We start from the raw sequence: 18,839 nt of genomic DNA on the forward strand, positions 1-18,839 counted from the left end.
ATTTGTTGATGGCTATTGCTCCCGGGATAAACGGTGCCCTGGAAGTGGGTAAGGCTATACAATTATGAGTGGTAGTATTAAGAATTGTAAATTAAATGTCCAGTTCATCTCTAAACATCAAGCAGTCTCGTGTTATTGTTGTTGGTGGGGGAATAGGTGGCCTTACCGCAGCAGCTCTATTAGCACGTAGAGGTTATCAGGTTTTAATTGTGGATCAAGCTTTGGTTCCTGGTGGTTGTGCTTCAACTTTTAAACGTCAGGGATTTATTTTTGATGTGGGTGCAACTCAGGTTGCAGGTCTGGAACCCGGAGGAATTCATTACCGGATTTTTCAGGAACTAGATATAGATCTACCCCCAGCTACACCCTGCGATCCCGCTTGTGCGGTTTTTCTTCCAGGAGAAACAACTCCAATCAATGTGTGGCGCGATCCGCAAAAATGGCAACAGGAACGTCAACAGCAATTCCCCGGAAGTGAACCCTTTTGGCAATTATTAGCTACTTTATTCCGTGCTAGTTGGGAATTCCAGGGAAGAGACCCTATTTTACCACCGGGTAATTTGTGGGATCTCTTACAGTTGGTTAAAGCTGTGACTCCTAGCACTTTTATTACTGCTCCGTTTACTTTTATGACTGTGGGTGATGCTCTCAGGTTATATGGTTTAGACCATGATATAAGACTGAGAACATTCTTAGATCTACAACTGAAATTATATTCCCAGGTTAGCGCCCAAGAAACTGCTCTCCTCTACGCTGCTACGGCTTTAAGTATATCCCAACTTCCTCAAGGACTATATCATTTACAAGGTAGTATGCAAGTGCTGAGCGATCGCCTAGTGACATCTTTGGAAAAAAATGGCGGTCAATTATTAATGCGTCATACGGTGGAAGGGATTAATGTGGAAGATGGCAAGGCTAAAGGTGTAATAATCCGCAATCAAAGGACTGGACAAATATTTACAGAGAAAGCGGATCACGTGATTGCTAATGTCACGGTGCAAAACCTGATGGAACTATTGGGAGAAAAGGTCCCTCATAGATACAAAACAAGAATTGAAAACCTACCCCCTGCTTCCGGTGCATTTGTGGTATATCTGGGTGTGGAACAAAGTGCTATCCCCCAGAATTGTCCACCTCACTTACAATTTATGTATGATATTAATGGCCCAGTTGGGGAAAACAATTCCCTATTTGTTTCTGTCAGTCATGAGGGGGATGGTCGGGCACCTGCGGGAAAAGCAACAATTATAGCTTCATCCTTTGTGGATTTCGCTCCCTGGTGGAATAGTGACAATTATCAACAACTAAAGGCAAAATTTACTCAGGAGGCCATTTCTCGACTCGCTGAATATTTTTATTTGAACCCAGAAACAATTATTCTCATCGAAGCTGCTACACCAAAAACCTTTGCTGACTACACCGCTAGACACAAAGGAATCGTGGGTGGTATTGGTCAAAGAATTTCTACTTTTGGACCTTTTGGTTTTGCCAATCGTACACCCATTAGGAACTTGTGGTTAGTTGGTGATTCTACCCATCCAGGGGAAGGTACTGCTGGGGTGAGTTACTCAGCTCTCACAGTAGTTAGACAAATTGATGACCTACGGGAAAGGTTGTCCCGGTGATAGAAATGGGGTTGTGGGCACTACTTCCGGAACTAGTTGTTCTTTCCACGTCCTAATTTGTGCTTGAGCATCCTCATAAGCAGAACTACTACGAGGGACTAATCTAGCAGTTTCAATACTCTTGGCCAGGTCAACTTGGCTTTGGGAACGGGCGATTTCTAATATTTGCTGACCCCACCGGTCAATGGCAATGTTGATATCCATACGTAAAACATTACGCCGGGAAACACGGTTAGCTGTCCGTATGGCTTCGGACAAGGCTTCCGCCGTGCCAATGCTGGCTAGATCCCTAGCTTTTCTCCAATTCTCTTTGGCGCGTATTTGCTCTTCCCATGTATCAATTGCTGCTTGTGCTTCACCGGCTAATGCTCTCCCGGATATGGCAATTTTTCTCGCTTCCTGCACAGCACTATTCAAGTCCCCGCTCTCAGCTAACACTATGGCCCTATCTAAATAGGGTTGATCTTCAATACGCTGAATACTGGCATTCCAGGCGCGGATTCTCCTTCGTGATCTTGAGTATAGGGCCCGACCTGAAGAAATTTGACTGGCTTCGGCGATCGCACTTTGTAAAGAGTTAATATCTCCGACATTAGCAATTTGTTCTGCTCGGTCTAAGTAAGGTTTGTCTTGAATAATTTCTATTTGGTCATTCCAACGATTAATCTGGGTTTGAGCTTCTTGGGCGCGAGGGTTTTGAGATGGAATTTGTTGCGCTTGAGATATGGCAGATCTTAAATCCTCAATGGTGCCCCCACTAGCTAGATCCCGAGCTTGTTCTAACTTAGTTACATCCTCAATTTCCAATTGCCAAAGGGAAATAAGTTCTTGAGCTCGACCGTATATTCCTCGAGAAGGATCTATCTGTTGGGCTTGAGAAATGGCATTCTCCAAGCCTAAAATCGTTCCTAACCAAGCATTTCTTTGGGCTTCTCCGAAATCTATAAAATCATCAATTTCCGATTGTAAGGAGGGAATAGGAGGGATTTTTCCGGCAATTTCCAAACCCTTATCTGCATCTCTTATATCCATTTGAGCTTGTGCTAATTTCAGCATTTTTCGCCCAAATTGAGGAACTAATTCCTGAGCCTTCTTGTACAAGTAGCTTTCTGGTTTAACCGATTTTGCTAACTTAATGGCTGCTAAAATATCATTAACAGAATTACGTTCGGCTAAGGAATCAGCCTTATCTAGTTTATCACCATCTTCCCGCGCAGTTACAATAATTTGATTTAACTGGTCATATTTCGTAGTCGACCAAAATCTATTATTAATGCGGAGTAGTTTGGATGATAGCATAAAAGCTGATTGCCAACGCCTGTTTTCTAATTCTCCAATGGAGGACTGGTAGATTTCCTCAGCTGTTGACCAAGTAGATTGCCATTTGAGAATTTTCTCTTCCACAAACTGACGATCTTCCAAATTTTCTGGAATTTGTTTAGCAGTAGCTATTGCTTCCTCCAAATTTCCTAATTGGAAGCTCTTCTCCGCCAAATTTATAATGTCCCGTGACCACTCCTGCAATAGATCATTAATTTGTCCTCGTAAAGGATGATCCTGTGGTAAATCCTTCACTAAGGCTATAGCTTGCAATAAGTCACTAACCGTCTGTTTGGAAGCAGCCAGGGTGGCACAGTGGACGCGCATAGAAGCACTGGCCAAAGGCCAGAATATTCTAGGACAGTTGGGAGCGGAGGGTAGTTTAAGTAAGATTGATACTGATATAATACCTATGCTGCTGGGAATAAACGCTAGGACGAAAAACCACCATATCCAGCTTTTCTTCCACATTGCTAATTCCCATATCTTACCGGACAAAACAAAGTTAACAGGTCTATACCAATTGTTCTCTTTACCTTCTTCGTGTAAGCCATTGTTATTTTGTTGCTGCATTAATGACCCAAAATTGCGATCGCTATCCTGAATAGCGTTCCCACCGGATGATTGATTGACCTGGACTTCTGAATCTGGGGACAATCTTGGATTTTGCTCTGGTTTTGTGGTCTCAACCGGAGAAAAACCTCCTGAAATATCCTGATCTGTCATCTCTCACACCACACTAAATTGATTAACAGTCCATTCTGACAAATTTACCCCATCAACTCCAGAAGGTAGTGCAGGTGCGGTCCACTCTATAGACTGACACCCACTCCGCTCTGTAAAACTTATCCAAAAATATATACCTCAGGGAATATGCTTAATTGTAGTATTATTTTACCATATTTAGAATAGCTTAACCTTTAACATTTTGTAAATCCACAATTAGTTGAGCCAGATTATCACTGCTTGCTTGATAAACACTACCACAAAAATCGCAGGTAGCTTCAGCTCCGTTGTCCTTGAGAATCATATCTTGTAATTCGGACTCTCCCAACATTTTCAACGCTCCTAGCACGCGCTCAAAGGAACAACCACAATGAAAGCGCAGAAGCTGACTTTCAGGAAAAATTGTCAGTTCCATATCCCCCAATAAATCCTCGAAAATGTCGGTTAAGCTTTTACCTGCTTGTAATAATGGTGTAAATCCAGATAATGCTGACACTCTCGATTCTAGTGTTTCCACAAGAGCTTCGTCTCTGGCAACTTTTGGCAGAACTTGAATTAAAATTCCCCCAGCTGCAGTTACACCACCCGAACCAACAAACACACCTAATACCAAAGCGGAAGGGGTTTGCTCAGAGTTAACTAGGTAATGGGTGACATCATCCCCAATTTCTCCGGACACTAGTTCTACCGTGCTAGAATAGGGATAGCCATAGCCAACATCTTTAACCACATACAAATATCCTTTTCCTACAGCACCTCCCACGTCCAGTTTGCCCTTGGTGTTGGGTGGTAGTTCTATGGATGGGTTGCCCACGTAACCCCTGACCGTGCCATCCAGTCCAGCATCTACTAATATACCGCCTAATGGTCCATCTCCCTTCACTCGCAGGTTAATTCTCGAACCTGAGCGTTTCATCCCCGAAGCCATTAACAAACCTGCTGACATAGTTCTTCCCAGAGCTGCTGTGGCTACATAGGAAAGTTTATGGCGCACTCTTGCCTCTTCGGCTAACTTTGTGGTGATTACACCCACCGCTCGAATGCCACCATTTGCTGCTGTGGCCCGCACTAGTTTGTCCGCCATAAACACCTTTACTATTCACAAAAAACTGCTCAGTGTGACCAGTTGGCTTTAAACACCGGAGAAAATTCTCTCCTATAATCATTATTAAGTATATCATAGTTAGTGCTGACTTTCCTCCAAAAATTGGGCTAGAAGCTGTCGATTCTGGTATAATCCTAGCCACCCACAAGATTCACAAAGCCTACTGGTCACTTTTGGGTCTATACCGTTTTTACTAAAACTATAAAATAACAACTATTATGTTAGGAACTTTTCAACAAAGCCAATTGCGTATAGAAATAGAAGCATCCTCCCAAGCTATTCATGATAGTCTTGTCTTTCCTACAAAACTACGTGAATGGCTACCATTTGGAGGCCTTCCCCCATCCATGCCAGAAAAATTGACCCCCGGTTTTGATTTCACTACTTCTATGGGATACGTAACCATATATCATCATGTGGATGTTTTGAGGGTTAATTGTTTACGCCTACTTCTTAGTGGTGCTATTGATGGTTTTCATGAGTGGTACTGGGGAGAAGGTTGGCTACAGTCCCGACTGGAGGGTGTGTCACTCTTACCCTTGAATTTGGGTCAAACTCTCAGTTTGTTGAGACTACGTCATTTTTTGACCCTTCCCTAGTTACCTGTGCGACTTAACTACTAATACAGAGCAATGCGCTTCTTCCATTACTTGTGTACTGACGGAGCGCAAAACGATTTTTTTCACGCCTGTTAATCCACGGTTCCCAATCACCACTAGATCGGCTTTGTAAATATTTGCTAGTCTGATTATTTCATCCGCAGGATCCCCTGATACTAGTTCTAGTTGGCTTTTTACCCCCAATTTTTCTTGGTAGGTTTGCAATTGCTTTTCTACCTGAAAATAAGACAATTTGGGCGAGTCTGGATGAGGACGATCAGCTGGCAATTCCGTGGAGTCCGATGATGGAAATACGTGACAAAGAATCACCTGCGCATTCCGGGAAAGCATAAGACTCTCTAAAGTCTCTATCACTCTTTCCGCAATTTCTGAATCATCTAAAGCCACTAAAATAGTATTTAACACCGCTTTTACTTCCTTAACTCAAAATCACCCTAGTTTTTTTAGTTTACTCTGTTCCACCTCATTTCTAATTAATCCTGATGAAGGAATTCCCCCGCAGTTGTAATCTGGGGGAATATGGTCAGGAATGAGAAAGTCTATTTATGCTTCTAGCCATCAGCATCAAATCTTATCCGCACTGAATCCGCATGAGAGGGTAAACCCTCCGCCATAGCTAAGGTGCTAATGGCACTGGCTACTTTGGCAAGTGCACCTCGAGAGTATTGTATAATACTTGAGTGTTTAAGGAAGGTTTCTACACATAGAGCGGAGGCATAACGAGCAGCACCGGATGTAGGTAGGGTATGATTGGGACCAGCTAAATAGTCACCTACCGCCTCTGGTGTAGAATCGCCCAAGAAAATCGCTCCTGCATGACGGATATGCTCAATTAGTGACCAAGGGTCTTTTACCTCCAATTCCAAATGTTCCGGGGCAAACATATTAGAAAATTCCGCCGCTGCTTCCAAAGATTCCACAATTACGACCAGTCCATAATGGGCGATCGCCTTTTCTGTGTCTATCCTTCTGGGGTGATCTACTAATTGTCTATCTACCTCTAACTGAACCTTTTTGGCTAAACCAGTATCCGTAGTCAATAAAATTGCCGCTGCCATGGGATCATGTTCCGCTTGGGCTAACATATCTGCCGCCACATGTTTGGGATTAGCAGTTTCATCGGCAATAATTAACACCTCACTCGGTCCAGCCAAGGAGTCAATACCCACAGTCCCATATACTAGTTTTTTGGCCAGGGTGACATAAATATTACCAGGACCTGTAATTACATCTACCTTGGGAATGGTTTCTGTACCGTATGCTAGAGCTGCGATCGCCTGGGATCCCCCAATGCGATAAATTTCAGCTACTCCAGCTTCTTGAGCAGCTACCAACACTGCCGGATTAATTACCTTATCACGACCTGGTGGCGTGACCATGACTATGCGAGGTACACCTGCTACTTTAGCCGGTATGGCATTCATTAACACTGTACTAGGATAGCAGGCCCTACCACCGGGAATATATAGACCCGCCCTATCTACGGGTGTGTAGCGTTTACCTAAAACTACTTCATCTTCCCCAAAGTGCACCCAGGTTTTTGGTACTCTCTGACGATGAAAAGCTTCTATTCGTTCACAGGCCAGCTTAATTGATGCCAACAAATCCTTTGATATTTGTTGGTAAGCCACGTCCATCTCAGAACCTTTTACCCTCAATTCCCCCGGTTCCAAGGTTTGGTGATCAAACTCGGCTGTGTAGTGGAGTACGGCTTTGTCGCCCTGGTTTTTTACAGACAGCAAAACTTCTCTTACTGTTGCTTCTTTATTAAACACCTGTTCGTCGTGGGTACGTTCGCAGATGCGTTGTAGTTCGGATACAACATCTGCCTGCTGAGTGATAATTCGCAGCATGGAGTAGACAGTGCCAAAATTAGAATTTTTTCCCTTGTGATCATTAGTTTGGCTTTTTATTCTTGCGGATAAACAGCTGCCACTAATTTTCTTCTCTAGCTTAACCTGCTTTTTTTTGATCCCACCAGTATTTCAACCTATCATTTATCGCTGTAAAAGCTCTAAAAACAGTTTGATGATCTTATACTCCCAGTCTGTGATATACTGGAGGAGTTTGGGGACCAGTTTGGCGGTATTAATCGTGAGTTTTTTATTGTTAGAGTCTATTATAACCTATTTTTCAAAATCCCTGACCCCATGCTATTGCCAATTTCTGGTGGACTGGAACTTTTTCCATCTTTACCAACTCTTCACAACACTTTACAAAAATTTTGTTAAAAGTTGTAAAATTTTTCCTAAAATTTTTCTGTGGAATTGCAGCACTTGCAAATTTCGTGCTATCCTAGTATTTCTAGTAGTGTGTGTACATATTAATTGATAGTTTTTTTGGGAACTGACCGTGGCAAACACAAAATCAGCACTTAAACGCGCCCAAATCGCGGAGCGTAACCAACTACACAACAAAGCATACAAATCAGCAGTAAAGACGCTGATGAAGAAATACTTTGCTGCAGTGGAGGCCTATGCTTCCAACCCTACGAGCGAGTCTAAACAGTTGGTAGATGAGAGGATGTCACAAGCCTACAGCAAAATTGACAAAGCTGTTAAAAGGGGAGTGTTGCATCCAAACAGTGGGGCTAGAAAAAAATCTAGATTAGCGCGGAAGCTCAAACCATTGACCCAACCGGTTTAGGAGTCAGAATAGTCACTAATTCGTAATTCGTAATAGGAAAAAGCTAAGATAAGTCGTTAAATCAAAAAAACCGGTTGATTTTGGTTTAGTGGCCACTTAGAACCTGGTTATGGATTATGGATTAGCAAATTATGGCAAATCATGAGTTGTTGTCACTGGTAACTTAAAAATGCAATTAATAGATAGCCACGTACATCTAAACTTTGAAACTTTTAAGCCAGATTTAGAGGCAGTGAGACACCGTTGGCAAGAAGCAGGGGTAGCGCACCTGGTGCATTCCTGTGTTCATCCAGGGGAATTTGCCAGCATTTGGTCTATAGCTAAACAGTTCCCGGAGGTGAGTTTTGCCATTGGGTTACATCCTTTGGATGCTGATAGATGGGAAGATCACACAGGGGCTGAAATAAGAAATTTAGTCCACCTATCTAACCAGTCAAATGCGCCCGTTGTGGCAATTGGGGAAATGGGATTAGACTTTTACAAAGCCAGCAACCGTCAGCAACAACATAAGGTATTTGAAGCTCAACTGGCGATCGCCACGGAACTAGGTCTACCAGTAATAGTCCATTGTCGGGAAGCTGCTGTAGAAGCGAGAGAGGTGCTAGAAAAATGGCGAGAAAGGGAAGGAGAGAAGGTGCGGGGTGTAATGCATTGTTGGGGAGGAACACCAGAGGAAACCCAGTGGTTTTTAGATCTGGGTTTTTACATTAGCTTTAGTGGTACAGTTACCTTTAAGAATGCGAAAGCTATACAATCCTCAGCAGCGATGGTAAGTAAAGATAGGATTTTGATTGAAACTGACTGTCCATTTTTGTCACCCACACCCAAGAGAGGAGAGAAGCGTAACGAGCCAGCGTATGTAGGCTATGTAGCAGCGCAGTTAGCAAAAATCCGAGGAGAAACCGTAGAATCCATAGCTAACCAAACGACTGCCAATGCTTGTAGACTGTTTGGGATTAGACTAGAGGGGACAAAAATTCAGCCAAATCCATCCTGATACCGAGAATAACCTGGCGGATCCTTGATTTTTGGTGTGTCAGAACGAGTGTAGATGAGGTCTGGATAAATAGTATGAACAGAGAATTAATGAGCAAAATGTACGTAATGAGTAGACAAATCACCCACCACTCGTCAACAGTTAGCAGGAGCAAGGTTTCCACGTCTATCTAATTTTATTTTTTTATTGGGTTTATTCGCCCACCGTTCTCAGAACAAGTTTAACCAGGTTGATAAAGGTAGAGGCATGAACAACGAGAATTATATGGAACCATCCTTTCTATTACCAGATCTAATTGAAATTCAGCGTTCTAGCTTTCGCTGGTTTTTAGAAGAGGGTTTAATAGAAGAGCTGAACTCATTTAGTCCTATTACGGACTATACAGGGAAATTAGAACTCCATTTTTTAGGACATAACTATAAGCTAAAAGAACCGAAATATAGCGTAGAAGAGTCAAAAAGAAGAGATAGCACATACGGTGTACAAATGTATGTGCCCACAAGACTTCTTAATAAAGAAACAGGTGATATTAAAGAACAGGAAGTATTTATAGGTGATCTACCGTTAATGACGGATAGAGGAACCTTTATTATTAACGGAGCCGAGCGGGTAATAGTCAACCAAATCGTGCGATCGCCCGGGGTATATTACAAATCAGAGATTGATAAAAACGGGAGAAGAACATATTCTGCCAGTCTAATTCCCAACCGAGGGGCATGGCTAAAATTTGAGACAGACCGTAATGATTTGGTGTGGGTAAGAATAGACAAGACCCGCAAATTGTCAGTTCAGGTACTACTTAAAGCACTAGGACTATCAGACAACGAAATTTTGGATGCTTTAAGGCATCCAGAGTACTTTCAGAAGACCATTGAAAAAGAGGGACAATTCTCCGAAGAGGAAGCCCTTCTGGAGCTGTACAGAAAGCTGAGACCTGGAGAACCACCCACAGTTATGGGGGGACAACAGCTATTAGAATCGCGCTTTTTCGATCCCAAACGTTACGACCTAGGTAGGGTAGGTAGATATAAACTCAACAAGAAACTGCGCCTTTCCGTTCCTGACACCACTAGGGTTCTCACCCCAGGAGATATTCTATCTGCTGTGGACTATCTCATCAACCTAGAATACGACATTGGTAGCATTGATGACATTGACCATTTAGGAAATCGCCGAGTTAGAAGCGTTGGTGAACTGCTTCAGAACCAAGTAAGAGTTGGTTTAAACCGTTTAGAGAGGATCATTAGAGAAAGAATGACCGTCTCCGATGCGGAAGTTTTAACACCAGCATCACTAGTCAACCCCAAACCCCTAGTAGCAGCCATAAAAGAGTTTTTTGGTTCCAGCCAGCTAAGTCAATTCATGGATCAAACCAACCCCTTAGCGGAACTAACCCATAAACGACGCTTGAGTGCTTTAGGTCCTGGTGGACTAACCAGAGAGAGAGCTGGTTTTGCCGTGCGAGATATTCATCCCAGCCATTACGGACGCATTTGCCCTATTGAAACGCCAGAAGGTCCAAATGCGGGGTTAATTGGTTCCCTAGCCACCCATGCTCGTGTTAACCAGTATGGATTTTTAGAGACACCTTTCAGACCCGTAGAAAACGGAAGAGTTTGCTACGAAAAACCTCCTGTTTACATGACAGCAGATGAGGAAGATGACCTGCGAGTTGCACCTGGTGACATTCCCGTAGATGACAACGGACAAATACTAGGAATTCAAGTACCCGTTCGTTATCGCCAGGAATTTTCCACCACTACTCCCGAACAGGTAGACTACGTAGCTGTGTCACCAGTACAAATCGTCTCAGTAGCCACCAGCATGATTCCCTTTTTGGAGCACGATGATGCCAACCGAGCCTTAATGGGTTCTAACATGCAAAGGCAAGCAGTACCCTTATTGAAACCCGAGCGTCCCCTGGTGGGAACTGGACTGGAAGCCCAAGGTGCCAGAGACTCAGGTATGGTAATTGTTTCCCGTACTGACGGAGATGTGGTGTATGTAGATGCGACCGAGATTCGTGTTCGGGTCAAAGAAAAAGCCGCTCTTACCAACCGTGAAAGCGAAAGTATTCCCCATAAACCCCAGGAAATAAAATACGTTCTCTCCAAATATCAACGTTCTAACCAGGACACCTGTCTCAATCAAAAACCCCTAGTGCGGATTGGGGAAAAAGTCATAGCAGGTCAGGTATTAGCAGATGGTTCATCCACAGAAGGGGGAGAATTAGCATTAGGGCAAAATGTTATTGTTGCCTACATGCCCTGGGAAGGGTATAACTACGAAGACGCAATTTTAATTTCCGAAAGACTGGTACAAGAAGACGTTTACACATCAATACACATTGAGAAATTTGAAATAGAAGCAAGACAAACCAAACTAGGTCCTGAAGAGATTACCAGAGAAATACCCAACGTTGGGGAAGACGCCCTCAGACAATTAGACGAACAGGGGATAATCAGAGTAGGGGCCTGGGTAGAATCAGGAGACATTCTAGTGGGGAAAGTAACTCCTAAAGGAGAATCAGATCAACCACCGGAGGAAAAACTACTCAGAGCGATTTTCGGAGAGAAAGCTCGCGACGTGAGGGACAACTCCCTGCGGGTTCCCAATGGGGAAAAAGGAAGAGTAGTAGATGTGCGACTATTTACCAGAGAGCAGGGGGATGAACTTCCACCGGGAGCCAATATGGTAGTGCGAGTGTATGTAGCCCAGAAACGTAAAATCCAGGTTGGTGACAAAATGGCTGGGAGACATGGGAATAAAGGCATCATTTCCCGAATTTTGCCCTTAGAAGACATGCCATACCTTCCCGATGGCACCCCAGTAGATATAGTCCTCAACCCCCTAGGTGTACCTAGTCGAATGAACGTAGGACAGGTGTTTGAATGCCTATTGGGTTGGGCGGGTCACAACCTGGGAGTACGCTTTAAAATCACCCCCTTTGATGAAATGTACGGAGAAGAATCTTCCCGACGTATAGTTCACGGCAAATTATGGGAAGCTAGGGAAGAAACCAGTAGGGATTGGGTATATAATCCCGAAAACCCGGGTAAAATCATGGTTTATGATGGACGCACCGGCGAACCCTTTGATCGTGCAGTCACAGTGGGGATAGCCTACATGCTCAAACTTGTCCATTTAGTTGATGATAAAATTCATGCTCGCTCCACAGGTCCTTATTCCTTAGTCACCCAGCAACCCTTGGGTGGTAAAGCACAACAAGGAGGTCAAAGATTTGGAGAGATGGAAGTGTGGGCACTAGAGGCATTTGGCGCTGCTTATACATTACAGGAACTGTTAACTGTTAAATCAGATGATATGCAGGGACGTAATGAAGCATTAAACGCCATTGTTAAAGGAAAAGCTATTCCTCGTCCTGGCACCCCTGAGTCCTTCAAAGTGTTAATGAGAGAATTACAATCTTTAGGATTGGATATTGCGGTACATAAAGTAGAAACCCAAACTGATGGTAGTTCGCTGGATGTAGAAGTGGACTTGATGGCCGATCAAATATCTCGTCGCACTCCTCCCCGTCCAACATACGAATCCTTTTCTCGTGATTCCCTGGATGAGGACGAGTAATTAATCAGTAATTACAATGGGGAGAGGGGACTCACTTGAGGTGGCAAATATAAATCTCATAAATCACAAACTTAGAACAACCTAGAACTAAATTTACTCAACTATGCGCTCCGTTCAATCTAATCAATTTGATTACGTCAAAATTGGCATTGCTTCACCAGAACGTATCCGCGCTTGGGGGGAACGTACCTTACCTAATGGTCAGGTGGTTGGTGAGGTGACAAAACCTGAAACCATTAACTACCGTACCCTCAAGCCAGAAATGGATGGTTTGTTTTGCGAGCGGATCTTTGGCCCTGCTAAGGATTGGGAATGTCACTGTGGTAAATATAAACGGGTTCGTCATAGAGGTATTGTGTGCGAGCGCTGTGGAGTGGAGGTAACGGAATCACGAGTTCGCCGCCATAGAATGGGTTTCATTAAGTTGGCAGCACCTGTGGCCCATGTTTGGTATCTCAAAGGCATTCCTAGTTATATTGCCATACTATTAGACATGCCCCTACGAGATGTTGAGCAAATCGTCTACTTTAACTCCTATGTAGTTTTAGCTCCTGGTAATGCCGAAACCCTTGTTTATAAGCAGTTATTAACAGAAGACCAATGGTTAGAGATTGAGGATAAAATTTACAGTGAAGATTCTCAACTAGTAGGTGTAGAAGTAGGAATTGGTGCGGAGGCTTTACTACGTTTATTATCAGATATTAATTTAGAAGAAGAAGCAGAAAAACTGCGGGGGGAAATTGAATCAGCAAAGGGACAAAAACGGGCTAAATTGATTAAACGTCTACGGGTGATTGACAATTTCATCGCCACTGGTTCCCAACCGGAATGGATGGTGATGTCAGCCATTCCAGTCATTCCACCCGATCTCCGTCCCATGGTACAACTAGACGGTGGTAGATTTGCTACCAGCGATTTAAACGACCTCTATCGTCGGGTAATCAATCGCAATAATCGTTTAGCTAGACTACAGGAAATCCTGGCCCCGGAAATCATTGTCCGCAATGAAAAACGCATGTTACAGGAAGCAGTAGATGCTTTAATTGACAATGGTCGGAGAGGACGTACGGTGGTAGGAGCCAATAACCGTCCCTTAAAGTCCCTATCAGATATCATAGAAGGTAAACAGGGGCGATTCCGGCAAAACCTCCTGGGTAAAAGAGTAGACTACTCAGGACGTTCCGTTATTGTAGTTGGTCCCAAATTGCAAATTCACCAGTGTGGGCTCCCCAGGGAAATGGCCATAGAATTGTTTCAGCCATTTGTGATTAACCGTTTAATTAGATCGGGAATAGTTAACAATATTAAAGCAGCCAAAAAGCTCATTTCTCGTAATGACCCCAGTGTTTGGGATGTTTTGGAAGAAGTCATAGAAGGGCACCCGGTTATGTTAAACCGCGCTCCTACACTGCATAGACTGGGAATTCAGGCTTTTGAACCCATATTAGTAGAGGGAAGAGCGATACAGTTACATCCTCTTGTTTGTCCGGCATTCAATGCTGACTTTGATGGAGATCAGATGGCTGTTCACGTTCCCTTGTCTTTAGAAAGCCAAGCGGAAGCAAGACTGTTAATGTTAGCATCCAACAACATTCTTTCACCTGCTACGGGTAAACCTATCGTCACACCCAGCCAAGACATGGTTTTGGGAGCCTATTACCTCACTGCTGAAAATCCCAATGCTACCAAGGGAGCAGGCAAATACTTTGCCTCCCTAGACGATGTAATTATGGCATATCAACAAGATCAAGTGGAACTACATGCATATATTTATGTTCGATTCGATGGCGATGTGCAAACAGGACAACCAGATAACGAACCCTTGGAAGTCACAGAAAACGAAGATGGCAGCCGTACTGTCTTGTATAAATTCCGTCGAGTGCGAGAAGATGCCCAAGGGAATTTAATTTCCCAATATATTTATACAACCCCTGGCAGAGTGATTTATAACAAAGCAATTCAAGATGCTTTAGCCAGCTAATTATCCGTCCCGTTTTTCCTATTCTCCATTTCTTAACCCACCATGACAGAAAAAATGATTTTCCGTAACCTTGTTGTCAACAAAGGTCAATTAAGAAACTTAATTTCCTGGGCATTTACCCACTATGGTACGGCCCGGACAGCTGTGATGGCCGATAAACTAAAAGACCTAGGATTCCGGTTTGCGACCAAAGCCGGTGTATCCATTAGTGTAGACGATTTAATGGTTCCTCCCTCTAAGAAGTCCCTTTTACAGGCAGCTGAGGCGGAAATCTTGAGTACAGAGGCGAAATTTAAGCGTGGTGAAATTACGGAAGTAGAGCGTTTCCAAAAAGTAATTGATACATGGAATAGTACCTCGGAAAATCTCAAAGACGAAGTAGTTAATCACTTTAAAACTACAAATCCTCTTAATTCAGTTTATATGATGGCCTTTTCCGGAGCCAGAGGAAACATATCCCAAGTGCGACAACTAGTGGGAATGCGCGGACTAATGGCAGATCCCCAGGGAGAAATTATTGACTTGCCAATTAAGACCAATTTTCGGGAAGGACTAACAGTTACCGAATACATTATCTCCAGTTATGGTGCGAGAAAGGGATTAGTGGACACAGCACTACGAACCGCCGACTCAGGTTATTTAACCCGACGGTTAGTGGATGTTTCCCAAGACGTGATTATTAGGGAAGTAGACTGTGGAACCCTAAGAGGTGTACCCGTACGGGACATGACAGAAGGGGCAAAAGTATTAATTCCCTTAGGGACAAGACTAGTAGGGAGAGTTGTAGCTAAAGATGTTATTCATCCTACAACTGGGGAGATTTTGGCAGCCCGGAATACACCAATTTCCGACGAACTAGCAGCGGAAATCCACAAAGCAGGAGTAAAAGAAGTATTAGTAAGATCACCATTAACCTGTGAAGCTGCCCGTTCCGTATGTCAACATTGTTACGGGTGGAGCCTGGCCTACGCCAAAATGGTGGATTTGGGCGAAGCAGTGGGAATTATTGCAGCTCAAAGTATTGGGGAGCCCGGAACTCAATTAACCATGCGGACCTTCCACACTGGTGGGGTATTTACAGGAGAAGTTGCCCAACAGGTGAGAGCCAAAATCCCAGGAACCATCAAATTTTCCCGCAGCTTAAAGACCCGTCCCTATCGGACTCGTCATGGAGAAGATGCTTTATATGCGGAAACCAATGGCAATTTGATCCTAGAAAGTACTACCCAAGAGCATCAAGAAATTTCTGTGACCCAGGGTTCCACACTATATATTGTCCCGGGACAAAGGGTTGAGGTGTCGGAATTGCTGGCCGAAGTGGCCCTAGGAGGTAAAACCACTAAAGCTAATACAGAAAAAGCAGTTAAAGATGTGGCTTCTGATTTGGCGGGTGAAGTAGTATTTGCTGATGTTTTGGCAGAACAAAAAACTGACCGTCAGGGAAACACCACCACCACAGCAACAAGAGGTGGTTTGATTTGGATTTTGTCGGGAGAAGTTTATAATTTGCCCCCCGGTGCAGAGTTGGTAGTCAAAAATGGAGATAAGATTACTGCCAATGGGGTGTTGGCGGAAACTAGACTCAATACCGTACATGGAGGAGTAGTCCGCCTACCTGAACCCATTCCTGGTCGTCCCACCAGAGAAATTGAAATCATTACAGCTTCCGTAATTTTAGACCAAGCAACAGTTACAGTTCATAGTTCCCAAGGTAAAAATAATTATTTGATTCATACTGGTCTAAGAGGGAGACACCAGGAAGAAATCTCCAAAGAGAGTGAGGGGTCTTTCCAATCTCAAACATTTAATCTCAGGGCCACACCCGGGACCAAAGTACAAAATGGTCAAGTTGTAGCTGAATTGATTGACGATAGATATCGCACTACCACGGGAGGAATGTTAAAATTTGCTGGAATTGAAGTCCAGAAAAAAGGCAAAGCTAAACTCGGTTACGAGGTGGTAACTGGAGGGACCTTGTTGTGGATACCCGAAGAAACCCACGAAGTTAATAAGGATATTTCTCTACTTTTAGTAGAAGATGGACAATTTGTGGAAGCCAGCACAGAAGTAGTTAAAGATATATTCTGTCAAACCAGTGGAGTGGTGGAAATTACCCAGAAAAACGACATTCTGCGGGAAATAGTCATTAAACCCGGCGAACTTTTGATGGTAGATGATCCAGAAGCAGTGCTGGGGAGAGATAATACCTTTGTTCACCCCGGCGAGGAGTTGCTAGGGACTACTGTAACGGAAATGCGTTACATTCAATATGTGGAATCTCCTGAAGGACCAGCTCTTTTGAGTCGTCCCGTGGTCGAATTTGAGGTCTCATCCCACCCTGATTTGCCTTCCACTACTTCCGTTAGTCAACAAACAGGAAGATCGATACAATTAAGAGCGGTACAGCGGTTGCCATACAAAGACGGGGAACGAGTAAAAGCTGTAGATGGAGTTGAATTACTCAGAACCCAACTAGTATTAGAGGTTGAACAGGATGGAGAGCAAGATCATGCTTCTCCTTTAGCAGCAGATATTGAATTAGTCCCTGATAGTGAAAACCCTGAGATTCAACGCCTGCAGTTAGTGATTTTGGAATCTCTGGCACTCAGGCGAGATATGGCAGCTGATGCCACCCAAGGTAGTACTCATACTACCTTAGAGGTAGAAGATGGTATTACCATTCCACCTGGATCCGTAGTAGCAAGAACTCAGATCCTGTCCAAGGAGGGAGGAATCATACGAGGGGTAAGGCCAGGTGCGGAAGCTGTTCGACGCTGTCTCATTCTCAGAGATACCGACATGATTATCGTTAAGACTAATCTTCCACCCACTGTGAAAAAGGGAGATCTATTAGTACAAGGCACAGAAATTGCTCCAGGAATAACAGCTCCCGTTTCTGGACAGTTGGTGGATATTAGTCATCAATTACCTCCCAACAACAATCAACAAGAACAGCTTGTACAAGCAGCATACTTCTTGAAAATTCGCACGGGTCGTCCCTATCGGGTTAGTCCGGGAGCAGTCTTACAAATAGAAGACGGTGGATTGGTACAAAGGGGAGATAATTTAGTTCTATTGGTGTTTGAACGCGCAAAAACAGGAGATATTATCCAAGGGTTACCAAGAATTGAAGAATTGTTGGAAGCTCGTAAACCCAAAGAAGCATGTATTTTATCCCGTCGTTCTGGGGAAGTAAAAGTAGTTTATGGGGAAGGGGATGAAAACCTAGTCAGTCGGGAAGCATATTCAGTCAAAGTTGTAGAGTCTGATGGTGTGGTAATAGACTATCCTTTAGGACCAGGACAGAATTTAATCGTTCCCGATGGTGCCATGGTGGAAGCTGGTCAACCATTAACTGACGGACCTTCTAACCCCCATGAAATTTTAGAAATCTTCTTCAGTTTGGGGTCTGAGGATGGACTTTACGCTTGTGCTAGTCATGCTCTACAAAAAGTGCAAAGCTTTTTAGTGAATGAAGTACAAATGGTATACCAGTCTCAAGGAATTGACATTGCAGACAAACACATTGAAGTCATAGTCCGACAAATGACTAACAAAGTGCGCATTGATGATGGTGGTGACACCATTATGTTACCTGGGGAACTAGTTGAATTAAAACAGGTAGAGCAGGTAAATGAGGCCATGTCAATTACCGGCGGTGCTAGATCCCAGTACACACCAGTATTATTGGGTATAACTAAAGCATCATTGAATACAGATAGTTTTATTTCAGCAGCCTCCTTCCAAGAAACCACAAGGGTGCTGACAGAAGCAGCAATTGAGGGTAAATCTGACTGGTTAAGAGGACTAAAAGAGAACGTTATCATAGGAAGATTGATTCCCGCTGGTACTGGTTATAATACTTATGAAGAGGTAGGAGCAATTGAGGACTATGGCACAGATGTGACTACGAGTGTATTAGATGAGGTAGATGATCCATTAGATATGGTTTTAGATGACCGAACCGCCAAGCTGTATAGTTTAGATAGCTCTGGACTAGATGGCACTTATGATGATGGCTACGATAACGATAATACGTATGGTAGTAACCATGGTACAGCTTTAGAGGATGAAGATGAAGATCTAATTACTGATGAAGTAATTACGGGTGTAGATGAGGATGAAGATGAGGATGATTACGAAGACGAGGATGAAGACGATTTTGATATAGATATAGATCTGTAATCATTGATGTTTAACCATTCATAACGTATGGGGGGAACTATTTCCC

General features: G+C 43.5%; 11 protein-coding genes. 7 read left to right on the forward strand and 4 right to left on the reverse strand.

The window, feature by feature from the left end; translation table 11 throughout:
- Positions 1-95: 95 nt before the first annotated feature.
- Positions 96-1,625 carry a C-3',4' desaturase CrtD gene (crtD, locus tag IAR63_RS12255; protein ID WP_187705467.1) on the forward strand — a complete coding sequence of 510 codons (1,530 nt, stop codon included), beginning with the start codon at positions 96-98 and terminating at the stop codon, positions 1,623-1,625.
- On the opposite strand, the gene IAR63_RS12260 is transcribed toward crtD, so the two are convergent.
- On the reverse strand, positions 1,602-3,671 hold the full coding sequence (locus tag IAR63_RS12260) for an AAA family ATPase (protein WP_187705468.1): 2,070 nt from the start codon (positions 3,669-3,671) through the stop codon (positions 1,602-1,604). The genes crtD and IAR63_RS12260 overlap by 24 nt on opposite strands.
- A gap of 187 nt (positions 3,672-3,858) precedes the next feature.
- Entirely contained in the window at positions 3,859-4,755 is an 897-nt protein-coding gene (gene hslO, locus IAR63_RS12265; RefSeq protein WP_187705469.1) for an Hsp33 family molecular chaperone HslO, read from the reverse strand.
- Between the two features lie 239 nt (positions 4,756-4,994).
- Here hslO and IAR63_RS12270 point away from each other — a divergent pair, with 239 nt between their 5' ends.
- Complete coding sequence (locus IAR63_RS12270; protein ID WP_187705470.1) at positions 4,995-5,375, forward strand: hypothetical protein; 381 nt, start codon at positions 4,995-4,997, stop codon at positions 5,373-5,375.
- Here the strand turns inward: IAR63_RS12270 and IAR63_RS12275 are convergent, their stop codons facing one another.
- Positions 5,376-5,801 carry a universal stress protein gene (locus IAR63_RS12275; protein WP_187705471.1) on the reverse strand — a complete coding sequence of 142 codons (426 nt, stop codon included), beginning with the start codon at positions 5,799-5,801 and terminating at the stop codon, positions 5,376-5,378.
- Positions 5,802-5,947: 146 nt separating this feature from the next.
- On the reverse strand, positions 5,948-7,249 hold the full coding sequence (gene hisD, locus IAR63_RS12280; RefSeq protein WP_187705472.1) for a histidinol dehydrogenase: 1,302 nt from the start codon (positions 7,247-7,249) through the stop codon (positions 5,948-5,950).
- Positions 7,250-7,748: 499 nt separating this feature from the next.
- Between hisD and rpsT the strand changes: the two genes are divergently transcribed.
- From rpsT to IAR63_RS12305, 5 genes are all read left to right on the forward strand, one after another.
- Positions 7,749-8,042, forward strand: coding sequence for a 30S ribosomal protein S20 (gene rpsT, locus IAR63_RS12285; RefSeq protein ID WP_006277458.1), 294 nt, complete (start codon positions 7,749-7,751; stop codon positions 8,040-8,042).
- 169 nt (positions 8,043-8,211) lie between these two features.
- Positions 8,212-9,039, forward strand: coding sequence for a TatD family hydrolase (locus IAR63_RS12290; RefSeq protein WP_187705473.1), 828 nt, complete (start codon positions 8,212-8,214; stop codon positions 9,037-9,039).
- 246 nt (positions 9,040-9,285) lie between these two features.
- Positions 9,286-12,627, forward strand: coding sequence for a DNA-directed RNA polymerase subunit beta (gene rpoB, locus IAR63_RS12295; protein ID WP_187705474.1), 3,342 nt, complete (start codon positions 9,286-9,288; stop codon positions 12,625-12,627).
- A 103-nt stretch (positions 12,628-12,730) separates the two neighbouring features.
- A complete protein-coding gene (locus IAR63_RS18715) occupies positions 12,731-14,608 on the forward strand; it encodes a DNA-directed RNA polymerase subunit gamma (protein WP_187705475.1) in 1,878 nt (625 codons plus the stop codon).
- Between the two features lie 42 nt (positions 14,609-14,650).
- Positions 14,651-18,793: a DNA-directed RNA polymerase subunit beta' gene (locus IAR63_RS12305; protein ID WP_187705476.1), complete on the forward strand. Its 4,143-nt coding sequence runs from the start codon at positions 14,651-14,653 to the stop codon at positions 18,791-18,793.
- Positions 18,794-18,839: the final 46 nt, after the last annotated feature.

The sequence above is a fragment of the Cylindrospermopsis curvispora GIHE-G1 genome, assembly GCF_014489415.1.
GTDB lineage: Bacteria > Cyanobacteriota > Cyanobacteriia > Cyanobacteriales > Nostocaceae > Raphidiopsis > Raphidiopsis curvispora_A.

Excerpts from the sequence above, each read along its gene's own strand:
- crtD (WP_187705467.1), top strand. The coding sequence starts at position 96 with ATGTCCAGTTCATCTCTAAACATCAAGCAGTCTCGTGTTATTGTTGTT.
- IAR63_RS12260 (WP_187705468.1), bottom strand. The coding sequence starts at position 3,671 with ATGACAGATCAGGATATTTCAGGAGGTTTTTCTCCGGTTGAGACCACA.
- hslO (WP_187705469.1), bottom strand. The coding sequence starts at position 4,755 with ATGGCGGACAAACTAGTGCGGGCCACAGCAGCAAATGGTGGCATTCGA.
- IAR63_RS12270 (WP_187705470.1), top strand. The coding sequence starts at position 4,995 with ATGTTAGGAACTTTTCAACAAAGCCAATTGCGTATAGAAATAGAAGCA.
- hisD (WP_187705472.1), bottom strand. The coding sequence starts at position 7,249 with ATGCTGCGAATTATCACTCAGCAGGCAGATGTTGTATCCGAACTACAA.
- IAR63_RS12290 (WP_187705473.1), top strand. The coding sequence starts at position 8,212 with ATGCAATTAATAGATAGCCACGTACATCTAAACTTTGAAACTTTTAAG.
- rpoB (WP_187705474.1), top strand. The coding sequence starts at position 9,286 with ATGAACAACGAGAATTATATGGAACCATCCTTTCTATTACCAGATCTA.
- IAR63_RS18715 (WP_187705475.1), top strand. The coding sequence starts at position 12,731 with ATGCGCTCCGTTCAATCTAATCAATTTGATTACGTCAAAATTGGCATT.
- IAR63_RS12305 (WP_187705476.1), top strand. The coding sequence starts at position 14,651 with ATGACAGAAAAAATGATTTTCCGTAACCTTGTTGTCAACAAAGGTCAA.